Consider the following 19,349-nt stretch of genomic DNA (forward strand, 5'->3'; position numbering starts at 1 on the left):
GTAGGCGAACCATTTATCCATCTTATTCTTTAATCAAACCAAATGCTCCACTAAAAAGGATTTCGTTCGATTCGTCCAGTCCGGAACCACTCAAAATTTCAAGATAGCCCGTATTGGACAAACCTGTTTTGACTTCCTGTTTCACGAACCGGTAGCCCGTATCTGTTTTCTGTTGAAGCAGCAGTACGTAATACCGTCCCTCGATGTCGACCACTGCATCTTTGGGCAGGGCCCAGCGTTCTTCGGAGCTGGTATAAACCTCTGCTTCCACATACATTCCCGGGCGTAGCTTTTGGGCCATCGTCTCATCCAGCAGATGTCCATGCATGCCTGCAGTGCGGTTTTCCGGGTCCACGGTTCTATTGATCAAATACACCGCAGCCTCGTACTCCCAATCACTATCGTCCTGTACTCGAAATCGCATCGGCTGCCCGACCGATATTTTGGCGAGGTCCTTTTCGAAAACATTCATTTCCAGATGTATATGGTCTGTATTCACGATGGAAACGGCCAATTGCGAAGGAGTGAGATAGGCACCCTGAGAGACGACCACTTCCGTCACGTATCCGCTAATGGGCGACCTGACAGGCAACGTGGTCCGTATGTTTTCCGAAGAAAACGTGCCGGGATCAATGCCCATAAGTACCAATTTTCTACCCAAAGATGCCCATCTCGCTTTGGTCACCTCGTAATCCGATGCTGCCTTAAGGAATTTCTTTTCCGAGCTGATACTATCTTGCAGCAGATTTTTTTGTCGCTCGTAGTCGGATTCCAGATAGACCAATTGCGCCTTTGCTTCCAGGAAATCCTGTTGGATCTGTATGTAGTCCGGATTCTCCAATACGAATAGCACCTGCCCCTTTTTTACGCGTTCCCCGGGCAATAGGCTTATCTCTTTGACGGTACCCCCAAAGTAGCTGCTCAACTCTGCCCGATTTTCAGGCGGCACGTCAATGGTTCCTTTGGCTTTCACTACCTCTTGGAAGTCCACCTTCTCTAAGGTACCCAGTGTCATCCCGGAGGACTCGAATTGAGTCCTCGTGATTTCAATGGTTTCCGAGCTTGACGGATTCTCTACCATTTCAGTTACGGATTCCGACGGTGTTTCGGAACCGCAAGCGTTTAGGGCGAGGCCAGCAGCCAAAACCCAACAGCCGAAGGCAGGACTTTTTTCAAACCGATTTTTTGTAGTTTTCACGTATGGGATTTTCATATTAATTCATTATGTAGTTGGCTTCCAATACCGTCAGATTGTACTGAAAAAGGGCACTCAGATAATTCGTTTCGATGGCTACGGCATTTTCCAATAGTTGGATGTACTGAAGAAAGTCGATCTCGCCGTTTTGAAAGGCTTTTGTGGCATGGACGACGGTCTCCTCAGAAAGCTTTTTTCCGGACAACTGGTAATAGGTGATGCCTTCCTCGTATTTTTTTAGGTCGGACTGCAGGGATCGGTATTGGGAGGAAAGTTGCATCTTGTAATTTTCGAATTGGGATCCCAGAATGGAGGCGCCGGTTTTTGCCGCGTTAATTTTCGCCTTTTGGGCGCCAAACCATAGGGGAATCCCAATACCCACCTGAAACCCAGGGTAGCTTTGGATCCCTGTTCCGTTATTGAAACCCCGAAAAACAGAGGCCTTCAAGTCGGGAAGCAATTGCTGCTGTTCCAGATTGATTCTTCGGTCCGCTAGTTGTAGCGCATCCGAATAGTACCGAAGGGCAGGGTTACCGGCTGTATCCATGGGCAAAAGTTCCAATCGGCTAAGCGTTGGTGCAGCCGCTGTATAGATCGATTCCGATTGAAGCCATTTATTCAGGATGATTTGGGCTCTTTTCCGACTTTCCTGAATCTGCCTCAATTGAATGGAAATTTCCTTCCGCTTGGTCTCTGCGGTCAATTTTTCCAGGTAATTGGACTCTCCCTGCTGAAACTTTCTGTTTGCTGCGCGCTCAAAAGTACTGTAGAGACTATCCAAATAGCTGAAATTGGCGTGCATTTCCTGCCAGTACACGATCTCCTGGTAGGCTTTTAACACTTCTTTGGTAAGCAGGTAACTGTCGATCGCGTATTGATCCGAAGCCAATTGAACTTCACCGCTTGCCACCTTCCGCTGTGCACGGTATATGGTTGGAAATTTTATGGATTGACTAATACCCCAGACATTCAGGGCCAGCTCATTGGGAGCAATATTGTTCTCGTCTCGGCCGTAGAAAATATCCGTTTTACCGATATCAAGGGCGCTTCCAAGCAGTTGCCTGTTTTGTTCCACCCGTTGACGGGAGGCTTCTAAACCCAGGTTATTATCCAACGCGATTTCTACGGCCCGATTGGCAGAGATGGGCTGCTCCTGACTGTATCCTACAAAAGGAAGGCCCAGCAAAAGCAGGAGGGAAAGCCCCTTACCCGAGGGTTTGACCGTAGCGAAATGCCCTTTTCTGTCAAATAGTGCATAAAGAACGGGCAAAACCACCAAGGTAAGTGCGGTCGCGGAAATCAGTCCTCCGACCACAACGGTAGCCAGGGGCCTTTGCACTTCTGCACCTGCTGAAGTTGAAATAGCCATGGGGAGGAATCCCAGTGCGGCGGCGGACGCAGTCAGTAGAACCGGCCGTAGTCGGTTTCGGGTACCCATCAGAATACGCCGGTTGATATCCCTAATCCCCTGCGCCTTTAAGGATTTAAATTCCTCTATGAGAACAATTCCGTTGAGCACCGCAATTCCAAAGAGCGCGATAAAGCCAACCCCGGCCGAAATACTAAAAGGCAACCCCCGGAGGGCCAGGAGTATCACCCCTCCTACGGCCGACATGGGAATGGCGCTGTAGATGATGAGTGCTTCTTTCACGGAATTAAAGGCAAAATAAAGCAGTATAAAAATTAAAATAAGGGCGATAGGTACCGCGACCAGCAGGCGGGCTTTGGCAGTTCGCAGATTTTCAAACTGCCCACCGTACTGGACCGTATAGCCGGCAGGAAAACTAATTTCCTTATTGATCACCTCTCGGACGTCATTTACCACCGATTCCAAATCCCGGTTCCGTACGTTTACACCCACCACTATCCTCCGTTTCGTGTCGTCCCTGGATATTTTTGCAGGCCCTTTGGTGTACTGAATGGTTGCAAATTCACTCAAGGGTACCTGGTTTCCATTCGGAAGCTGCACCGTGGCCATTTCAATGTCCTCAATGTCCCGATGGTGCTGCGGGTCAAACCGCGCGACCAGGTCAAATTGTTTTTCCCCTTCGAAAACGGTTCCTGCGGTCTTACCGGCAAAACCCATGGTAATCAGATTATTGAGCTCGTCCACGTTCAAGCCATATTTGGCGATCTTTTGCCGGTCAAAATTCACCGACATTTGGGGAAGACCCGCCACTTTCTCAACGATAATATCGGCGGCCCCTTCTATATTTTGAATGGCCTTTTCCACTTCCAGGGCTTTGCTGTACAGCATGTCCAGGTCTTCTCCAAAAATTTTAATTGCCAGGTCCGCGCGCACCCCCGTGATCAATTCGTTAAAACGCATTTCTATGGGTTGGGTAAACTCAAAATCCACACCCGGAATTTCCGACGATAGTGCTTCTTTGAATATATCGGCGAGCTCGTCTTTACTTTCCGCAGAAACCCACTCGCCTTTGGGAATCAGTTTAATGATCACATCGCTTTCTTCCATGGACATGGGATCGGTGGGTAGTTCCGCGGCGCCAATCCTGCTTACGACCTGATCCACCTCGGGAAATCGAATCAATATCTTTTCCATCCGGGTAGTCGCCTCAATGGTGTTGGTTAGCGAAGTACCGGTCTTGAGTACCGGCTGGATGACAAAATCTCCTTCATCCAGCGTGGGAACAAATTCACCGCCCATTCTGCTAAAAAGAAAGCCAACGGCTACCAGTAGTAACGCCGATAAACCCAGTACAATTTTTTTCCGTCGGAGCGCCCAAGCCATGGTGGGTCGGTATTTGTCTTCCAAAAAGCGAATGATTCGAAATGAAATGGTCCGCTTACTGGGATCAGCGGGTTTTATAAACAGGGAGGCCATTACGGGAACATAGGTGAAACACATGATCATGGCTCCTATCAGTGCAAAGGAAAATACCAAGGCCATGGGTCTGAACATTTTTCCCTCCACTCCCACCAAAGAGAGAATGGGGATAAATACGATGATAATAATGAGCTGACCAAATACTGCCGAGTGCATCATCTTGCTGGCACCAAGCTGGGTGATTTTATCGATGAATCCCTGCCTTTCGGCTTTTGGTAGCCCTAACAAGGTCGCTCGCTCTGCGGTGATTTTGAAAGCAATGAATTCTACAATGATAACGGCCCCGTCAATGATGATACCAAAGTCAATGGCACCCAGACTCATCAGGTTGGCGTCTACTCCAAATAGGTACATCAGAGATAAGGCAAATAGCAAACACATGGGAATGACGGAAGCCACAACCAATCCGGAGCGCAGGTTACCCAGTAATAACACCACGACGAATACCACGATTAAACAACCAAGGATTAAGTTTTCAGCGATGGTGGACGTGGTTTTTCCAATTAGTTCACTCCGTTCCAGAAAAGGATTGATTCGAATGCCCGGAGGAAGGGCTGTGGAGATTTCAGCGACCCGCTCTTTCACCAACTCGATGGTTGCTTTGGAACTCGATCCTTTGAGCATCATTACCTGACCCAATACTTTTTCTCCTTCCCCGTTTCCTGTGATGGCACCGAATCGGGTAGCATGTCCGAAACCTACGGAAGCCACCTCCTTGATAAAAATGGGTGTCCCATTCCGGTTTTCGATAACGATATTTTCGATATCTTCTAGCGATCCAACCAAACCCTCTCCCCGGATAAAGAACGTCTGATTCGATTTTTCGATGTACCCGCCGCCTGCCAGACCATTGTTTTGCTCCAGTGCAGAAAATGCCTTAGAGACGGAGATATTTAGGCTGCGGAGCTTTTCCGGATCGAGTGCAACTTCGTATTGTTTGAGAAATCCGCCCCAGGTATTTACCTCTACCACCCCCGGTATGCCCGAAAGCTGACGCTTGACGATCCAGTCCTGTATCGTACGCATGTCCGATAATGAATACCGATCCCTGTGCAGCGAATCTACTTCGATAACGTACTGATAGATTTCGCCGAGGCCGGTAGTAATGGGTCCCATAAAGGGTTTTCCAAATTCAGCCGGAATCTTTTCCTCCGCAGCCTTTATTTTTTCTGCGATTAATTGCCTGGGAAGGTAGGTACCAATCTGGTCGTCAAAGACCACCGTCACCACCGAAAGTCCGAATTTGGAAACGGACCTGATTTCCCTTACGTTGGGTAGGTTGGCCATCTCCAGCTCCACCGGATAGGTAAGAAATTTCTCTACATCCTCCGTTGCCAGGTTTCGGGAGGTGGTAATGATTTGTACCTGATTGTTGGTCACATCCGGAACGGCACCGATAGGGATTTCTGTGAGAGAATAAATGCCAAAACCGATAACGCCTGCTGCAAACAGCAGTACGATCAGCTTATGGTGGATGCTGTACTGAATGATCTTCTCTAACATGGACGAGCTTCATTTGAATGATACACCAAATGTGGCCCAAAGGTCCTAAAGCCTTTCTCAAGGCTTTCTTAAGATATGCTTAAGATTGGGATCTCTCGGCAGAGATCAGACGTCCAACGTTGTTCCTCCTACCGCCGCGTTTGGCTAAACGGAAATGCAGATATGCTCCAGGCCAGGCAAATACCCCCCCGGATTTAAAAAAGCTTTTCTATAGAAAATCAACAGGAAATCACCATTGGCCACCTTACCAATCGCTGGCAACCAAACATGTAGGATTTTTTATCGGGCTGCTGACACACTGTCTCCAAAGGAATACAAGCCTCTAAAAAGTAATCTGCACTTTTGTACCTTTACCAAAAATACTGTTAATTTTCAACTCAGCCTGAATGGCATTGGCACACTTCTTCGCTATGGCCAGTCCCAAACCGTTACCCGGAATTTGCTTATGGCCAAGGGCATCCGACCGGTAAAAGCTGTCGTAAATATTAACCAAATCATCCTCTTTTATTCCGATCCCTTCGTCACGCACCGTACACACGATTCGTCCATCTACCCAATCGACCCCCACCACTATCTTTCCACCCTCCTTCGAATACTTAATGGCATTGTTCAAGATGTTATCGATGATGATATTGCTATAAAAATGAGGCAGTCGTGCAGTTTCCGATTGATCGACGTTCAACTCAATTTTTAGCTTTTTTTCCGCAATCAGGTTTTCGAAACGCGAAAGAGATTCTTCGATAAGCCTGGAAAGTGGGACAAAAGACTTGGCGTTACTCCCTGCCGAGGTTTCCAACCGGGCCAGGGTCAGTAATTGCTCCAATGTGGCCGTCATCCGATCGATTTCTTCCAGACTATAAAGAATTTTTTCTTCGTACTCCTGCTGAGATCGTGGTTTTCGGATTAGTACCTCCAGGGTTCCACGCAAGGTAGCAAGCGGTGTTCTTAGTTCGTGCGAGGCGTCCGAGGTAAATTGCTTTTCCTTTTCTATGGCCTTTTGAATGCGCTCCAGCAAGTCATTGAAGCTGGACGAAAGGTAATGGATCTCGTCTTCATTTTTTGGTAAGGAAACGCGCTCATTCAAATTGTTCTGGGTGATGTGCGTAATGGTGCGGGTCATTTCCTGAATGGGTCGCATGCTCCTTCCTGCCAAAAACCGGGATACAAAATAAAGGCCTACCACGATTACAAAATAAGAAATAATCAGAACCTCATTTAGGCGGGAGATTACCGAAAAAGCCGATTCGGAAGATATGGCCGCGATGATGTATCCTTTTACCTGACCGTCCTTCAGAATCGGTAATTGAACCTGCCTGATGGGAATATCTGTCAATTCCGCATTGTAATGCCCACCATCCGCCTTCCCCTGGATGATTAGAAAATCCTGCTTCAGGTTGGGTGACCGGTCCATCACCGATCCATGCTTGTCATTCAGCTGAATAAAAACCGGGTTAACCTGCGTCTCGGTGTGTTCACGCTCTTGCCATTCTTGCTTGTTGATAAACTGAATACGATCCTCTACGAATTCGATCTCGTTCAAATGCTTCTCTGCTTCGTACGATAGATCGTTATCGAGATTCTGGATAACGGTACCCCTCACAATAAAAAAAATCGTACCGAATACAAGTGCCATAATGATGGCTGTAGCCATCAAATAGTGGAAAGCGATTCTATTTTTGAAACTAAGGCTCATAATTCTTTTGCGATGTAACCTACACCACGAACGGTCTGAATGTAATTCTCCTTATCGGAGAGAGAAAGCTTTTTTCGCAACGCGTTGATGTACACATCAATAACACCGGTGTTGTATTCGAAATGGATATCCCATACACTTTCAATGATCCGCGTTCTTCTACATACCTTTCCCTTGTTACGGATAAGGTGTTCCAGCAGGGCAAATTCCTTTTGGGTAAGGTAAATCTCTTCTTTTCCCTTATACACTTGGTGTGTTTCCGTGTTGAGTGAAATGGGTCCTAAAGTAAACAGGGAATGTTCTCCCATCTTTGGTCGCAGCTGAACCTTGATTCGCTCCAGTATTTCCTCAAAATGAAAGGGTTTTTTTACATAATCGTTCGCACCGGACTGCAATCCGAACAGTGTGTCATCCAAGGTGTCTTTGGCAGTAAGAAAAATGACCGGTGTGGTAGGAAACTCTTTTCTAAACTGCTTGCAAATCTCAATGCCACTTAATCCCGGAAGCATCCAATCTAACAATAGAATATCGTATGCACCGGATAAGGCCAGCTGGAGTCCTAATTTTCCCTCTTCAGCCGTATCCACAGCAAAGGACTCTTCCTCCAATCCCTGCTTCAGGAAAGCGGCAATTCCCTTTTCGTCCTCAACTATCAATACTCTCATCTCTCAAAGATCCATTTTACTTCTTTAACCATTGATTAATTCTTTCTTAAAATTCGCTTAAAGTCAGCGCAAAAAAGCCAATCGCGTCAGAATCCTTTTGCTAAACCCTGTCATCCAATCCATCCCCTGCCCTCTAGCAGAACCCATTGGAATTCTCTCTGCTCTTTGGTACGAACGCAGATACCGGGCTACCCCTCTTTCTTCACTCCCGTTTTTCCACGCTGCCGATCCAGGTACCGGCGATATATCCCTTTGCCTTTCTGCGCCGTCACTGCAGGAGCCTTGAGAACGATTCTTAATGGTTAAAAACAGTTTTCCACCCTGCCCCTAGAGGCCCTTGAAAAAGGAACGGTTGCTTTTGGCCGGATCCCCTCCCCGGCTCCGGTACCGCATGGATGCCTTCACCAATCTAGCCAAAAAACAGGACCTGAAACGCACTGCCTTCAAGCGTGTACCGGGTATCTGCCAAAAAATGATTCGGTGCCCACCACAGGAGGGCAGAGATCCCGCCAACTTGAAAAGGAAGCATCCGGCAGTAATTCCAATCTGTTCCAAACGCTATTCATCCATTGCGCGGTACGATTTTTTTTTTTGCGGTCATCACCTGTTCCGATTCCGGCTTGAACCAGCCGCTGCGCGCTTGCTCCACTAGTAATTGGCCCACTCTTACTCGCACCCTGTGCATCAAACCCCATTTTGCCTGCCAATTTTCATTTCTCCCGCATTTCGAAAAACCTAATTGGTCCATTTATCGTTCGGTTTCGGTCAGGCTTTTTGCATGGACTGTTCGAAGGAGATTTCGATAAACTCTGCGGGCCGGCTTAGCGCAACCAAAGCCCTTACCCGCAGGATACCGTTCTCACTATCCGCTACCGTCATGGTTTCACCTAAACCCACGCTTACCGAGAAGGCTTCTGCGGGGCTGGCACCGGCCAAAGCTCCCTTTTTCCATAGCTGGATAAGGAAATTTTCCAACATGGATTTGATAGAAATCCAGGTACGAGCCTGATTGGGTTCAAAGGTATAGGCTTTGGTCGCCAACAGCATGGACTGTTCGAGAACCATCGTCATCCGACGCGCAGAAATGTACCGCCAATCTTCACTGTTGCCGTCCAGCGTACGCGCCCCCCAAACCAGCACACCTTCTCCCCTAAAGGATCGGATGGCATTGACTGCTTTTCCATCCAAAGGGGTATTCAGGTACGCTTGCTGCTCTGTGGAAATGGGTACGGACGGGGCAATGACCGAACTCAACGAATAATTGGAGGGAGCCATCCAGGCACCTCGCATCGAATCCACCATGGTATATATCCCTGCCATAGCTGCAGAAGGAGGCTGTTGGTTCAGGTACTTTTGCAGGTACCGGATCAATGCCTTATAGCCTGAACTCAACGACAAAAGCGATAGATGCATGTCCTCGGGAGAGGTTTTGCCCGTGTTGTCCGGGTTGTCCTTCCAGCTTTTGCAGGTAGTTGCCGTATAATCCGGAAGTTGGTTTACCAGGGATAGCATCCGCTCCTTTCTTACGGCTTCGTTTTTTGATTCATTTTTGGGATGTTCGGTTAGTGAAAGTTCCTCACAGATCATTTCAACGAGCAGATCCAGGCTACCGTCCGTCAAGTTTTGAAAGGACAATTCCGATTCGGCAAGGATCGCTGTTTCGAGCCAGGGATAATAAGCAGCTGCATAGCTAAGTGATTCGCTGCCAACTTCTTCCCGGAACCGATCCACTACAGACTTCCCGCCGAGAGGAAGTTGCAAGGCACTGTAGCCTTGGTAGACGTCCAGAATGGCCATCCGTTTTCTCATCTTCCCACAATGGGCAATCATCCGGCGACACAGGGAGTAAAATACCTCGGGTGAGTCCAGAGATACGGCATCGGGAATCAGTACCAGCGTAGGTTCCATCTCTTTTTCCAACGCCTCCAGGCCTTCAAGCAGGCTCGCTGCCTGGATCTTTTCCGTATCCTTGTAGTCCCCGACAGAAACAATATGGCAGGTACCGCCACCATTTCTGAAAAACAAGCGGATGGCAGCGTAAAGCCAGTATTCCGGTCCTACCCTGGTCAGGCTATAGCCATTGATCTCGCCAATCGATTCATTTACTTCCTTTTTGTTGGTGCTTTCCTTAGCCGCCGATGCCGGTTCCAATTGCCTGGATTCTTCTCTGTGCCCACAAAGCCGAAACAGGCGGGAAGGTGGTCCGCCAAAAAACTTTTCGTATTCCGAAAATGAGGAAATACGTCCGTGTTGGTTTGGTGGGCTTTTGGCCGTATACCCGATAAATGCCGGAATGGCGCTGGGTACTTCTACCACACTATTGGGAAAAGCATTTTTTTCTTCGATATATATCCCTGGTTTTTTGATGGTTCCCATTGGTTGGATCTTCGGTTGCCTGAGGATTAAGGTAAGGATTATAATGCGAAATCTGCAGGGAACGCCGCATTAAAATACCCTCCATGAGGCTACCTGTACAGATTTTTTCCCTCCACGTTCGTTCGGTACCCGAAAATCATGCGTTCGATGCAGAAATACCGACTGCTAAGGCACAAGTGATTACGCATCCGGCAACATTACCATCAGAAATATACGGGTCTAAAACGCAGGCCATCTGTTGTATTGAACTCCATAGCGGGCGCCGGAATCTTGATCATGTTCATGGCATGAAAAAGTCCTTTAAGAAATCCATGTCGGGTTTTGATCTTGCGCAAATCCATATCAATGCTTATAAAATACTGCCGATACCGGTTGATGTGCCGAACCGACGCACCGTTAATAAAATCGGGATTTTCAAATTCGGCCAACATTCCCTCGCCACTATACCCCATCGACAAACACAACCATTCCGGCCATTTTCCCCAATTGAGAAAAGTGCCCGGGCTGAAAGAAAACCAATACGTTTGTGCATTGTAATCCTGCACAAGTTGGGCCCCAAGCGTCCTACCTAGTGTGCCCGGACGTAAAGACGCGTACGGTGAGGGATAAAAAGAGAATTTGGGAAGAATACGTTGTTCACCCCAGGCCATTTCCTGGCCAATAAAAATTGCCGATCCTGCCGTGTTGGCCGCTACATCAGACCAGGAAAATCCGTATCCTTCGTACATGCCGTCAAACAGTTCGATAGGCAGTTGCAGAACAAATCCCAATGAACCCCCTATCCACAATGCTTTTGACCTGCTTACGCCCGCCCAGCGCAAGGCTTCGTATCCCCAATAACTCTGCTGATAAGCCACATAGCTATGGGCAAACTTGTCCATCTGCAACCAACCGGTGTGGTCCCTGTAAAATTGAAAAGGGACGCGTTGGCTATCTGCATACCAAATCTCGGATAGATAAAGCAGGCCAGCAGTAAAGCCCAGGACCCCGGTACCGGCCACTACTGCGAGCCTTGCTTTGGGCACGCCTTCGTGGGTTGCGGAATCTGCCGTTTGAGCGGAACTGGAAAATCCCCCTGCGAAGAAAAGTAGCAATACGGAAGCCGCAATGCCAATACATGCAGGGGATTTATTCGAACGTAGGGTTCCAAACCTCATGCGCTGCATACCGGGAAATGGCAGAAAGGAACGGACGGGATGGGGCACCGGAAAAACTACGCTCATCAAACGTAGGGCTTTCCGGTACAGGCGCCTATGGAAAAAGGTTACCGACATTCATCGAAAATTCGTTTGAGGAATACCAATTGCCCGGTATGGTAGGAATGGTGATTGGCCAGGATAATGATTTCCCGAAAAATGGTGTAATCCGGGGCATGCGCAATCGCTTGAAACAAATCCGTTCCATCATCTTCCACCATCCGAACCAATTCGCTCCGGTCGGCTTTAAAACTTTCAAAGGATTGACTCCAGGTGTCGGCATCCGCTTCCTCTGTTGGCCAATAGTCCTCCGGCCATTTCCTTTCCCGGTAGTTCGGGTCTTTGATAAATTCGATGATATCCCGCTGCGCCCGCCGCATGTGCTCCAGCAGGTACCAGGGAGAATGGGGGATCCCCGAAACTTTTTTATTGATGGCCTTCAGCGGAAAGTCGGTCACGGTCCTATCGAAAGTCATGTGTGCTTTTTTGCCACTCAGGGATTCGATAAGGTGTGTGCGTAAAATCTGGCGTTCCGTTTGGTTTAAGGGCATCGTAGGAATGGCGTTGGTTGAAGGTGTGTCCGTATCAAGCGATCTCCTGGAGCTAGCATAACGTAGGTACAAATCCTACATCTCTCGGTGATTTTAATTCCAAACTCAAAATAAGGATTCGGGATCAAAAAACCACTGGAATCGGCAATTATCTGGCCCCGGGCGGAAAGAAATACACGCCAAGTCGCTACTTTCGGCCTTTTCTGCCGCTAGTCGATAACTTGGTTTGCCTTTGTCTAGAGAGTACCTACCTTTCCGTACATTGCTTGATTCCTGGTAGGTCAGCCAGCCTTTGCCCTACCCGTTATTGTTTGATGACCCAAACATCCGTTACGCGCGATTGCTGACGCCAGTTCAGGTGCTCTTCGTCGGGCTTATCGAAACTAATTTCCAATTTGCCATCCGGGATCAATTCCTTGGGAAGCGGAAACTCCTTGAATTCCTCGTATCCTTTTTCGTACTTGGTAGCGGTAAGTCGTTGTCCATTGGCACGCAAAAGGGCTTCGCCGTAGCCGGAAACACGGATCAGGTAATCGGAGGTTGGATTCAGTTCACTATAAGCCAAGGTGGGCGTAAACTGGAACAACTGCGTGGACAGCCGCTTACGGTTGATCCCGTTGTTTTCCCACAAGAAGTCGATGGCATCATCGGTTTTGGAAGTCACGTGTTTGGCATCGGCGCTGGAAATATTGTCATAAAAGCTACCCTCTCCCGGGTCCTCGTAAGTACGGATGAAGTCCAACCGGGCCAGTCTTTCGGCCTCTGAATCCAGCAATAGTACCTTTTCGAACTCGTCTTCCAACCACCAAAGATTGTTGAGCGGGTAGTCGATAAAGTCCAAAATAGCTCCTCGTTCGGCACCGCTGGCTTGGTATTTTTCCACACTGGTCTGTGCCCCAACGCTCTGAAAGAGCTTTTCACAATAGAATTCCACCCTTTCTTTTAATTCCCGGGCAACCGGTTCGGTTTCTGCCTTTCGCAGGTGCTGCAATGCATCGGACATGGCTTGTTCTGCCCCGAGGGTGGGGGCTGTTTCCAAAATGGCATAGGCCTCGGCCTCCAGGCCTTTCTCGAAATCCAGGCGTTTCTTGATGTAGGCATCGTAATAGGCACGCATCACCAACTGTTGCCACCTCCAATTTTCACCCAGTTCGGGATGGGCGGTTTCCAGTCTTTTCCACAGGTTCAGCGTGTTTTCAATACTGGGGTTATCTAAAATGGGTCCGTCCCAATTCTCTTCCAATGCAAGTATTCCACGGGCGGCATCCTCTGCCACTTCTGCCCCAAAGAAAAAACGCGTATACTCTTTCACAATGGACTGCGGCTCCTTTGTTGAGTCAAACCCAAGTTGACTCCAAACTACTTTGTTCATGTCGTCGTGGGTACCGTCCGAATACGTGATAAACCCGTCGGTATGGGGACTGTCCTGTTGAAACAAACGGGTATACATCTGGGGCTGGGGATTACAGGGTTCCCTACCCAAGGTCAGCGCAAATGCCTGATCCCAGTTTTCGACCGGATAGTGGCACCGAACGGTATGGGTAATGTCCGGATAAAATCGGTGCAGGTATTTCTCTGGCAGAAGTTCCCGTTCCAAAGCAATCGGCGGACTACTGGGACCATACACCACGCCACGCAACCAGTCCGGGCTATTTTTCTCGAGATAATCAAAAAAGTAGCTTATTTTTTCTTTATTAAACCCCTGCAACGAAACCCAGACACCTGCTTCCGGATGGAATTCCCGAAGCGCCTTTGACAGATCCTCCAGGTAGGGAATTAACTCGGCAGGATGATTCTCTCCCGGATCTCCCCCGGGTACAAAGACCGCATTCAACCGTGGGCAGCGGGCGTAAAAGTCTCTCTGCTTCTCCAGCCCCTCCTGGTGCGCACCAGGAACGCTCAGATCCCTGGGGGCTGGCGTCCACACCCAATAGTCTGCATCGTATTTATCACAGATTTTACTCAATTCCACTTCCATGAGTTGTGGATCCACTTTGAAATGGGGGCTGGCAGCCTTTTGCTGAAAGGGAATGTTCTCAAATGCATTGGCGCCGAAAAGGACCTGTTCCCTAAAATGTTGGTCAAATTGCTCCACCGTCCAGGCATCCCAGGAATTGGCCGTATTGCGGTAGCCAAACTGATGCCCCCTCAAAGGATATTCCGGAGATTCTGAAAACGCAAAACCGGCATCAAGCGCTATTTTACCTTCGGCAAGTTGCGCCGTTCGCAAGAATTTCCCAATACCATACAGCAGCCCTCGGGTGTCTGCACCGATCACCCAGAGCGTGTTCCCGTTTGCGTCGGATTCATGAAAGATCCGGTAGCCTTCCTTTTTTAGCTCCGGCGCATCGGCATCCATCCGGGTAGGAACAGCTTTACCAAATAAGCGATCCTCCCCGGCAAGTACCAGCGCTATTCGCGTCGAGGATTCCCAACCGCTACCCAATTCCAGCGGGATACCCGTTCGTTTGCTGACTTCTTCTACCAAAATGGTTTGGGCCGTTTCCCGCACCGAAGCATTCATCTGCGGCGAAACCAGTAGCACTGCCTCGGAGAGGTCCAGGCGTTGTTGCTCCCCGCCCGTACAGGAAAGCAATCCCAGGCTGACTGCGGTGAGAAAGAAAGCAAAGGCTGATGTTTTCATGGATCAGGTTTCAGTTTGTTTGTAGAAAATTCGATGGACCCCCAATGGAATCTTAAAGCGAGGAAGCGAACACAACGAACTGCCTTCCACCGAATACTACGCCAATGCAACAAAATCCGACCAATACGTTGCCATTCTTTTTAACATAAATAGTGCCGGTCACTATCAAAAATCCCCAATTTTCCTACAAACCAATGAAACGAAAGGGGGCAGATCGCTTGAAAAATGAAGAGGATTCGCCGGAATAGGTGCGGTGGTTGGACAGATCCAGTTTTTGAACCGATGCTTTCTCACTAAAATCGATTTTCTTTAAATCCACCCAAAACGCATTGGGCGTAAGGGCCGTCTCGAAGTAATAGACCAGATTTTTTTGGTCGGCCACCATGCGCCAGCGGGTAGTGGATAAATTGGGATACCCTTCGATTTCAAAGCCATAAGGGACCGATACATTTCGAATGACGCTAAACACGCTGGCTACAGCCACCCGGGTATTGTCGGTCTGTGGAATGGCATTCAAAAAAAAGGAGGCCCGAACAAAGCGATCAGAGGATGTCACTGAACCAGGCAGAAAGGTTTTGCCCGGAATGTTTTCCCAATATTTGCCGATGGCAAGCTGTTGTTCGTAGGGCGGATCATTGGTCATCACCTGGTAGGACGAGTCGTGGTGAATCACCAGCCTCCCTCCAATGTACTCAAAAATGGCACTATCACCGCTGGCATCGGAAAGAGACAGGTGCACGGTGGTAAACTTATTTGTCCCGGGGATAAAATCGGATACAATGACAAAGGAAGCCTGCCGCATGGCAGCTACCGCCTCTGCCACCGTAGCGAAATTATCCAGCATGTATTGGGCCCAAAGTGATATGGCCAGGCCTTTCTCGTCGCCCGCCTTATCAAAAGAGGGGTAGGTGGATTCCACCAGCCAAAGCATGTTGGCCACCAGACCTTTTTCATTCATACCGTCCGTGGTGGAAATATCCCAGGAACTTACTGCCAGACTGCCATACCGGGAGACCCATTCGATGGAATTTTTTCCCACTTCTCCGCTGCGCTTCATTCCCCGGGGAAATATCCACTGATTGGCAGGGATTTCCATCGAGAAATCCATGGTCCTACCGGTTAGCACCGTATTGTTTGGTCCCCTGTACAGCACACGGGTACAACTTTCGGATTCAAAGGAAAAACAAACCACAGCCAGTAAGGCCAGATAGACTGGGAACATTTGTTTTTGTAGTAAAGCAATTTTTTGTACGTTCATCCTATAAAGGTTACCTGCCTTGCCTCTGCCCAGGTATCGTATTAAGAGCGTTACCTAGGGCTCGCCGCCGTAAATGAGTGCATTCTTTTTCGCAACGAAAGCCCTAAATCGGTTCCTGAAACGGGACTTGCATGTTTTGATTTACGTAATTATAGGTGAAATATCACGTAAATTAAAATAAAATAGCGCTTTACCATTCTTTTTTTGCAATCGATCGTGCACACACGTTCGTAACCGCGCTCCCGAAATCGAACAGAAGGCCTGCATAAAGTTTTTTAAAAACAAAAACCCGATGCAGACATTTCCGTGTTTGCTCCCGATCAACGAAACAGTAGCTATGGGCTCTCGTTGGCCGTATTCCGGTACCTGAACAGCCGATTCCTCAAAAAAAAGGCTGGGCTTGGCAGCACACTACCAACTACCGCCGGCGCCTCCCCCACCGAAGCTACCGCCTCCGAAGCCTCCAAAACCTCCGCCACCACCAAAGCTTCCCCGGCCGGAGGAAAAATCCCCGAACTTACCCCGACCGCCACCTAGCATATTGGCAAGCAACAGCGTGGTGAAGATGTCCACTCCTCCCCGTTTTCCACCCATGTGGTTGTTATTATCCCTTCGATTTTTGATCAAGGTCAAAATCACCAAACCCGCAATAAAAACCAATAGCAACGGGAAAATGCCGGACGGTCGCCCGGGCGAAGATAATTGCTCTGCCTCGTATTCGCCCGAAGCAAGCTGAATGATGGTATCCGTGGCCCGATCCAGACCGGCGAAATAGTTACCTGATCGGAAATTAGGCACGATCAGCTGCTCCACGATGCGTTTGGCCAAGGCATCGGGAACCACGCCTTCCATCCCGTATCCGGTCGCAATAAAAACCTTCCGGTCTTTCATGGCGGCAAGGATGAGGATGCCATTATCTTTGTCCTTTCTGCCAATCCCCCATTTGTCACCGAGTTGAAACGCATAATCACTGATCGCATACGGTCCAACCGAGTTGATCAAAACGATGCTGACCTGGGTAGAGGTACTGTCATTGTAAGCAACCAGTTTGTTTTCCAGCTGTCCGATTTCCCCGTCCGATAGGGTCCCGGAAAAATCATTGACCAGACGAGGTGGGTTGGGCTTATCCGGAAAATCCCCCTGCGCCCAAGCGGAAAACGTAAGGAAGAGCGTAAACAATAAAGCAAAAAGAGATTTTTCGTTCATAGTGTCCTAGTCAAAGGAAATTTCATCGGGTAATTCGTTGATATCTCCCTTTTGATTGAATGGAAAATGCTGTTGTAGCTGCTGCCCGGATAATTCGATGCCTTTTCTAAGCCCCTCTGTGAATTCCCGCTTCTTAAAATGCACCACCATTTCCTCCTTGATAACTTCCCAGAAGTTATCCGGCACCACCCGGTTGATACCTGCGTCGCCCAGAATGGCAAATTGATGATCTTCTGCTGCCAGGTAAAAAAGCACCGCGTTGCGGTAGGTGGTTCGGTGCATCTTTAGCTTCTCAAATACTTCCGCAGCCCGGTCCAGCACCTCACCGATACAGTGACTTTCAATATGCACCTGAATTTCTCCGGATGTTTTGGCTTCCGCATTCCGAATGGCCTCGGTGATGATGGCCCGGTCCGCTGTACTGAATAATTTCTCGGCCATTGTTCCTAAAGTTAAAATTCTACCGTAGGTGCGTTTTCGGCGCCTGCTGCCGCTTCGAAATACCCTTTTCGCTCAAACCCATACCAGCCGGCAAAGATGTTATTGGGAAAAGTTCGAAGGTTGGAATTGTACGCCTGCACGGATTGATTAAAGTTTCTTCTAGCCACTGCAATTCGGTTTTCAGTGCCTTCCAGCTGGGCTTGCAGTTCGAGAAAGTTTTGGTTGGCTTTTAGTTCCGGGTACCGCTCCACGGCCACCAACAATCGACTAAGTGACCCACTGAGTTGATCTTGTGCATCCTGAAAACGGGCGATATTTTCAGGACTCAGGTCATCTGCCTGCAAGTTAATGGACGTGGCCTTGGCCCTGGCTTCGATGACACCGGTCAAGGTTTCCTGTTCAAATTCGGCATAGCCTTTTACAGTATTCACCAGGTTTGGAATCAGGTCGGCCCTGCGTTGGTATTGGGTTTCTACTTCGGCCCATTGACCGTTTACGGTCTCCTCTGTTTGCACGAAGGTATTGTATACGCCGACGGCCTTGCTGTAAACAAATATGCCTATCAACAGTAGGATCCCAATGGGAATAAGTACTTTTTTCATGGTTGATCGTATGGAGTTTTAAAAAAACAATGCAGCTATTGGACGTAAATTTTGACCGGGAGGTTGTTGGTTTCTCCTTTTTTTACTAACCGTGCCCGCATTTTTACAAGGTACGGCAGCTGCTTCAAGTAGTAATTCCCTGCTCCTCAAGGGTCTGGGGACATGGGGGAATCTTTACCGGTACCGGACCAATAATTCCACTTTACCTCTCTGCACCAGCAAGTGCACCAACTTCGATCCGCCACAGCCTACTTGTTCCGGAAAGAGGCATTCCTGCTTCCGGGACCATTACCCCAAACCATTGGAGGATGGCAACCCCTTGTAGCTTCCTTTTTTGCGCTGGCGCAACATGATAGGAGACCCTTTGAAAACCCGAGCTCCCCATCCATAGCATACCCGCGACGCCAACAGGGAATCCCAGGGGTCAGCATACCCAAACGGTTACAAAGTACCAAACAGCGCAATGAAAATGATCAGGTCTTGTAGGAAATGAATGCACCAGGCCCAGAATATTCCGCGGGTTTCCAAAATCGATTTGGCAAGAAACCAGCCTAAAAACCCTGCTGCCAGCACTCCGGGAACGCCTCCCGGAACGCCCCAGTAATGCAGGGTACCGAAAGTAGCTGCCGAGAGGAACGGTAGGGCCCGATCACTTACGAGTCCCTTGCCTGCAACCACGATGCCTAATCGGGTAATCACCTCTTCCACAAACGAATTGGTCACCGCAAATAGGAAAGCAAAGGGCAGCAGGGAACACAAAGAGGTGAGCGACCAGTCGTTTCCATCGATGATTTGAAAGTAAAGAACGATGGCTGTCACCAGGGAAATGGTGATGGCAAAATTGCTTCCAACATGCCCCCAATGCTCCCCGGGTTTGGGCTTGATCCCCAGTAACGGTACCGGAACTACGGCTGCTCCCGGGTTTCCCATCCGGAAATAGGTCCTGAAAACCGACGGTCTGAGGTACCTTATTACCAACAAGAAGACAATGGACCCAATAAGGGTGATGGATTGGTAAATAATCTGTTTGTTGATCGCTTCGGGCAGGCAACCAAACAGCACCCTGCCGGTCGTCCATTTGCCCAATAGGGGCAGGCCGACCGTACCGGAAATCGTGAGTACCAGCAGCAAGTATTTTTTCATTTTTGCTTCGGGATAGGAGCATGCCCCG

General features: G+C 48.8%; 14 protein-coding genes. All 14 read right to left on the reverse strand.

Annotated elements, in window-relative coordinates:
- Positions 1–22: 22 nt before the first annotated feature.
- The 14 genes from ABWH99_RS15090 to ABWH99_RS15155 all read right to left on the reverse strand — a co-directional run bounded on the left by ABWH99_RS15090 (position 23) and on the right by ABWH99_RS15155 (position 19,321).
- A complete protein-coding gene (locus ABWH99_RS15090) occupies positions 23–1,198 on the reverse strand; it encodes an efflux RND transporter periplasmic adaptor subunit (protein WP_375582679.1) in 1,176 nt (391 codons plus the stop codon).
- A gap of 16 nt (positions 1,199–1,214) precedes the next feature.
- Positions 1,215–5,546, reverse strand: coding sequence for a CusA/CzcA family heavy metal efflux RND transporter (locus ABWH99_RS15095; protein ID WP_375582680.1), 4,332 nt, complete (start codon positions 5,544–5,546; stop codon positions 1,215–1,217).
- A gap of 322 nt (positions 5,547–5,868) precedes the next feature.
- Complete coding sequence (locus ABWH99_RS15100) at positions 5,869–7,197, reverse strand: sensor histidine kinase (protein ID WP_375582681.1); 1,329 nt, start codon at positions 7,195–7,197, stop codon at positions 5,869–5,871.
- A gap of 38 nt (positions 7,198–7,235) precedes the next feature.
- Positions 7,236–7,904, reverse strand: a complete 669-nt coding sequence (locus ABWH99_RS15105) for a response regulator transcription factor (RefSeq protein ID WP_375582682.1) — start codon at positions 7,902–7,904, stop codon at positions 7,236–7,238.
- Positions 7,905–8,466: 562 nt separating this feature from the next.
- Positions 8,467–8,652 carry a hypothetical protein gene (locus ABWH99_RS15110; protein WP_375582683.1) on the reverse strand — a complete coding sequence of 62 codons (186 nt, stop codon included), beginning with the start codon at positions 8,650–8,652 and terminating at the stop codon, positions 8,467–8,469.
- A gap of 17 nt (positions 8,653–8,669) precedes the next feature.
- Entirely contained in the window at positions 8,670–10,280 is a 1,611-nt protein-coding gene (locus ABWH99_RS15115) for a phage tail sheath family protein (protein WP_375582684.1), read from the reverse strand.
- A gap of 203 nt (positions 10,281–10,483) precedes the next feature.
- Complete coding sequence (locus ABWH99_RS15120) at positions 10,484–11,503, reverse strand: DUF2279 domain-containing protein (protein ID WP_375582685.1); 1,020 nt, start codon at positions 11,501–11,503, stop codon at positions 10,484–10,486.
- A 41-nt stretch (positions 11,504–11,544) separates the two neighbouring features.
- Complete coding sequence (locus tag ABWH99_RS15125; protein WP_375582686.1) at positions 11,545–11,952, reverse strand: hypothetical protein; 408 nt, start codon at positions 11,950–11,952, stop codon at positions 11,545–11,547.
- Between the two features lie 379 nt (positions 11,953–12,331).
- Positions 12,332–14,671 carry a hypothetical protein gene (locus tag ABWH99_RS15130; protein ID WP_375582687.1) on the reverse strand — a complete coding sequence of 780 codons (2,340 nt, stop codon included), beginning with the start codon at positions 14,669–14,671 and terminating at the stop codon, positions 12,332–12,334.
- Positions 14,672–14,855: 184 nt separating this feature from the next.
- Entirely contained in the window at positions 14,856–15,893 is a 1,038-nt protein-coding gene (locus ABWH99_RS15135; RefSeq protein ID WP_375582688.1) for a linear amide C-N hydrolase, read from the reverse strand.
- Between the two features lie 447 nt (positions 15,894–16,340).
- Entirely contained in the window at positions 16,341–17,135 is a 795-nt protein-coding gene (locus ABWH99_RS15140) for a TPM domain-containing protein (RefSeq protein WP_375582689.1), read from the reverse strand.
- A 6-nt stretch (positions 17,136–17,141) separates the two neighbouring features.
- Positions 17,142–17,576, reverse strand: a complete 435-nt coding sequence (locus ABWH99_RS15145; RefSeq protein WP_375582690.1) for a TPM domain-containing protein — start codon at positions 17,574–17,576, stop codon at positions 17,142–17,144.
- 11 nt (positions 17,577–17,587) lie between these two features.
- Complete coding sequence (locus ABWH99_RS15150) at positions 17,588–18,178, reverse strand: LemA family protein (protein ID WP_375582691.1); 591 nt, start codon at positions 18,176–18,178, stop codon at positions 17,588–17,590.
- A gap of 441 nt (positions 18,179–18,619) precedes the next feature.
- The gene (locus ABWH99_RS15155; RefSeq protein WP_375582692.1) at positions 18,620–19,321 is read right to left on the reverse strand and encodes a type II CAAX prenyl endopeptidase Rce1 family protein; all 702 of its coding nucleotides are present in this window, start codon (positions 19,319–19,321) and stop codon (positions 18,620–18,622) included.
- Between the last annotated feature and the right edge of the window lie 28 nt (positions 19,322–19,349).

The organism is Cyclobacterium xiamenense (assembly GCF_042140265.1).
Taxonomy (GTDB): domain Bacteria; phylum Bacteroidota; class Bacteroidia; order Cytophagales; family Cyclobacteriaceae; genus Cyclobacterium; species Cyclobacterium xiamenense_A.

Coding starts and splice junctions, on each gene's coding strand:
- ABWH99_RS15115 (WP_375582684.1), bottom strand. CDS start 10,280: ATGGGAACCATCAAAAAACCAGGGATATATATCGAAGAAAAAAATGCT.
- ABWH99_RS15150 (WP_375582691.1), bottom strand. CDS start 18,178: ATGAAAAAAGTACTTATTCCCATTGGGATCCTACTGTTGATAGGCATA.
- ABWH99_RS15140 (WP_375582689.1), bottom strand. CDS start 17,135: ATGAACGAAAAATCTCTTTTTGCTTTATTGTTTACGCTCTTCCTTACG.
- ABWH99_RS15095 (WP_375582680.1), bottom strand. CDS start 5,546: ATGTTAGAGAAGATCATTCAGTACAGCATCCACCATAAGCTGATCGTA.
- ABWH99_RS15130 (WP_375582687.1), bottom strand. CDS start 14,671: ATGAAAACATCAGCCTTTGCTTTCTTTCTCACCGCAGTCAGCCTGGGA.
- ABWH99_RS15145 (WP_375582690.1), bottom strand. CDS start 17,576: ATGGCCGAGAAATTATTCAGTACAGCGGACCGGGCCATCATCACCGAG.
- ABWH99_RS15135 (WP_375582688.1), bottom strand. CDS start 15,893: ATGTTCCCAGTCTATCTGGCCTTACTGGCTGTGGTTTGTTTTTCCTTT.
- ABWH99_RS15125 (WP_375582686.1), bottom strand. CDS start 11,952: ATGACTTTCGATAGGACCGTGACCGACTTTCCGCTGAAGGCCATCAAT.
- ABWH99_RS15120 (WP_375582685.1), bottom strand. CDS start 11,503: ATGAGCGTAGTTTTTCCGGTGCCCCATCCCGTCCGTTCCTTTCTGCCA.
- ABWH99_RS15100 (WP_375582681.1), bottom strand. CDS start 7,197: ATGGCTACAGCCATCATTATGGCACTTGTATTCGGTACGATTTTTTTT.
- ABWH99_RS15110 (WP_375582683.1), bottom strand. CDS start 8,652: ATGGACCAATTAGGTTTTTCGAAATGCGGGAGAAATGAAAATTGGCAG.
- ABWH99_RS15105 (WP_375582682.1), bottom strand. CDS start 7,904: ATGAGAGTATTGATAGTTGAGGACGAAAAGGGAATTGCCGCTTTCCTG.
- ABWH99_RS15155 (WP_375582692.1), bottom strand. CDS start 19,321: ATGAAAAAATACTTGCTGCTGGTACTCACGATTTCCGGTACGGTCGGC.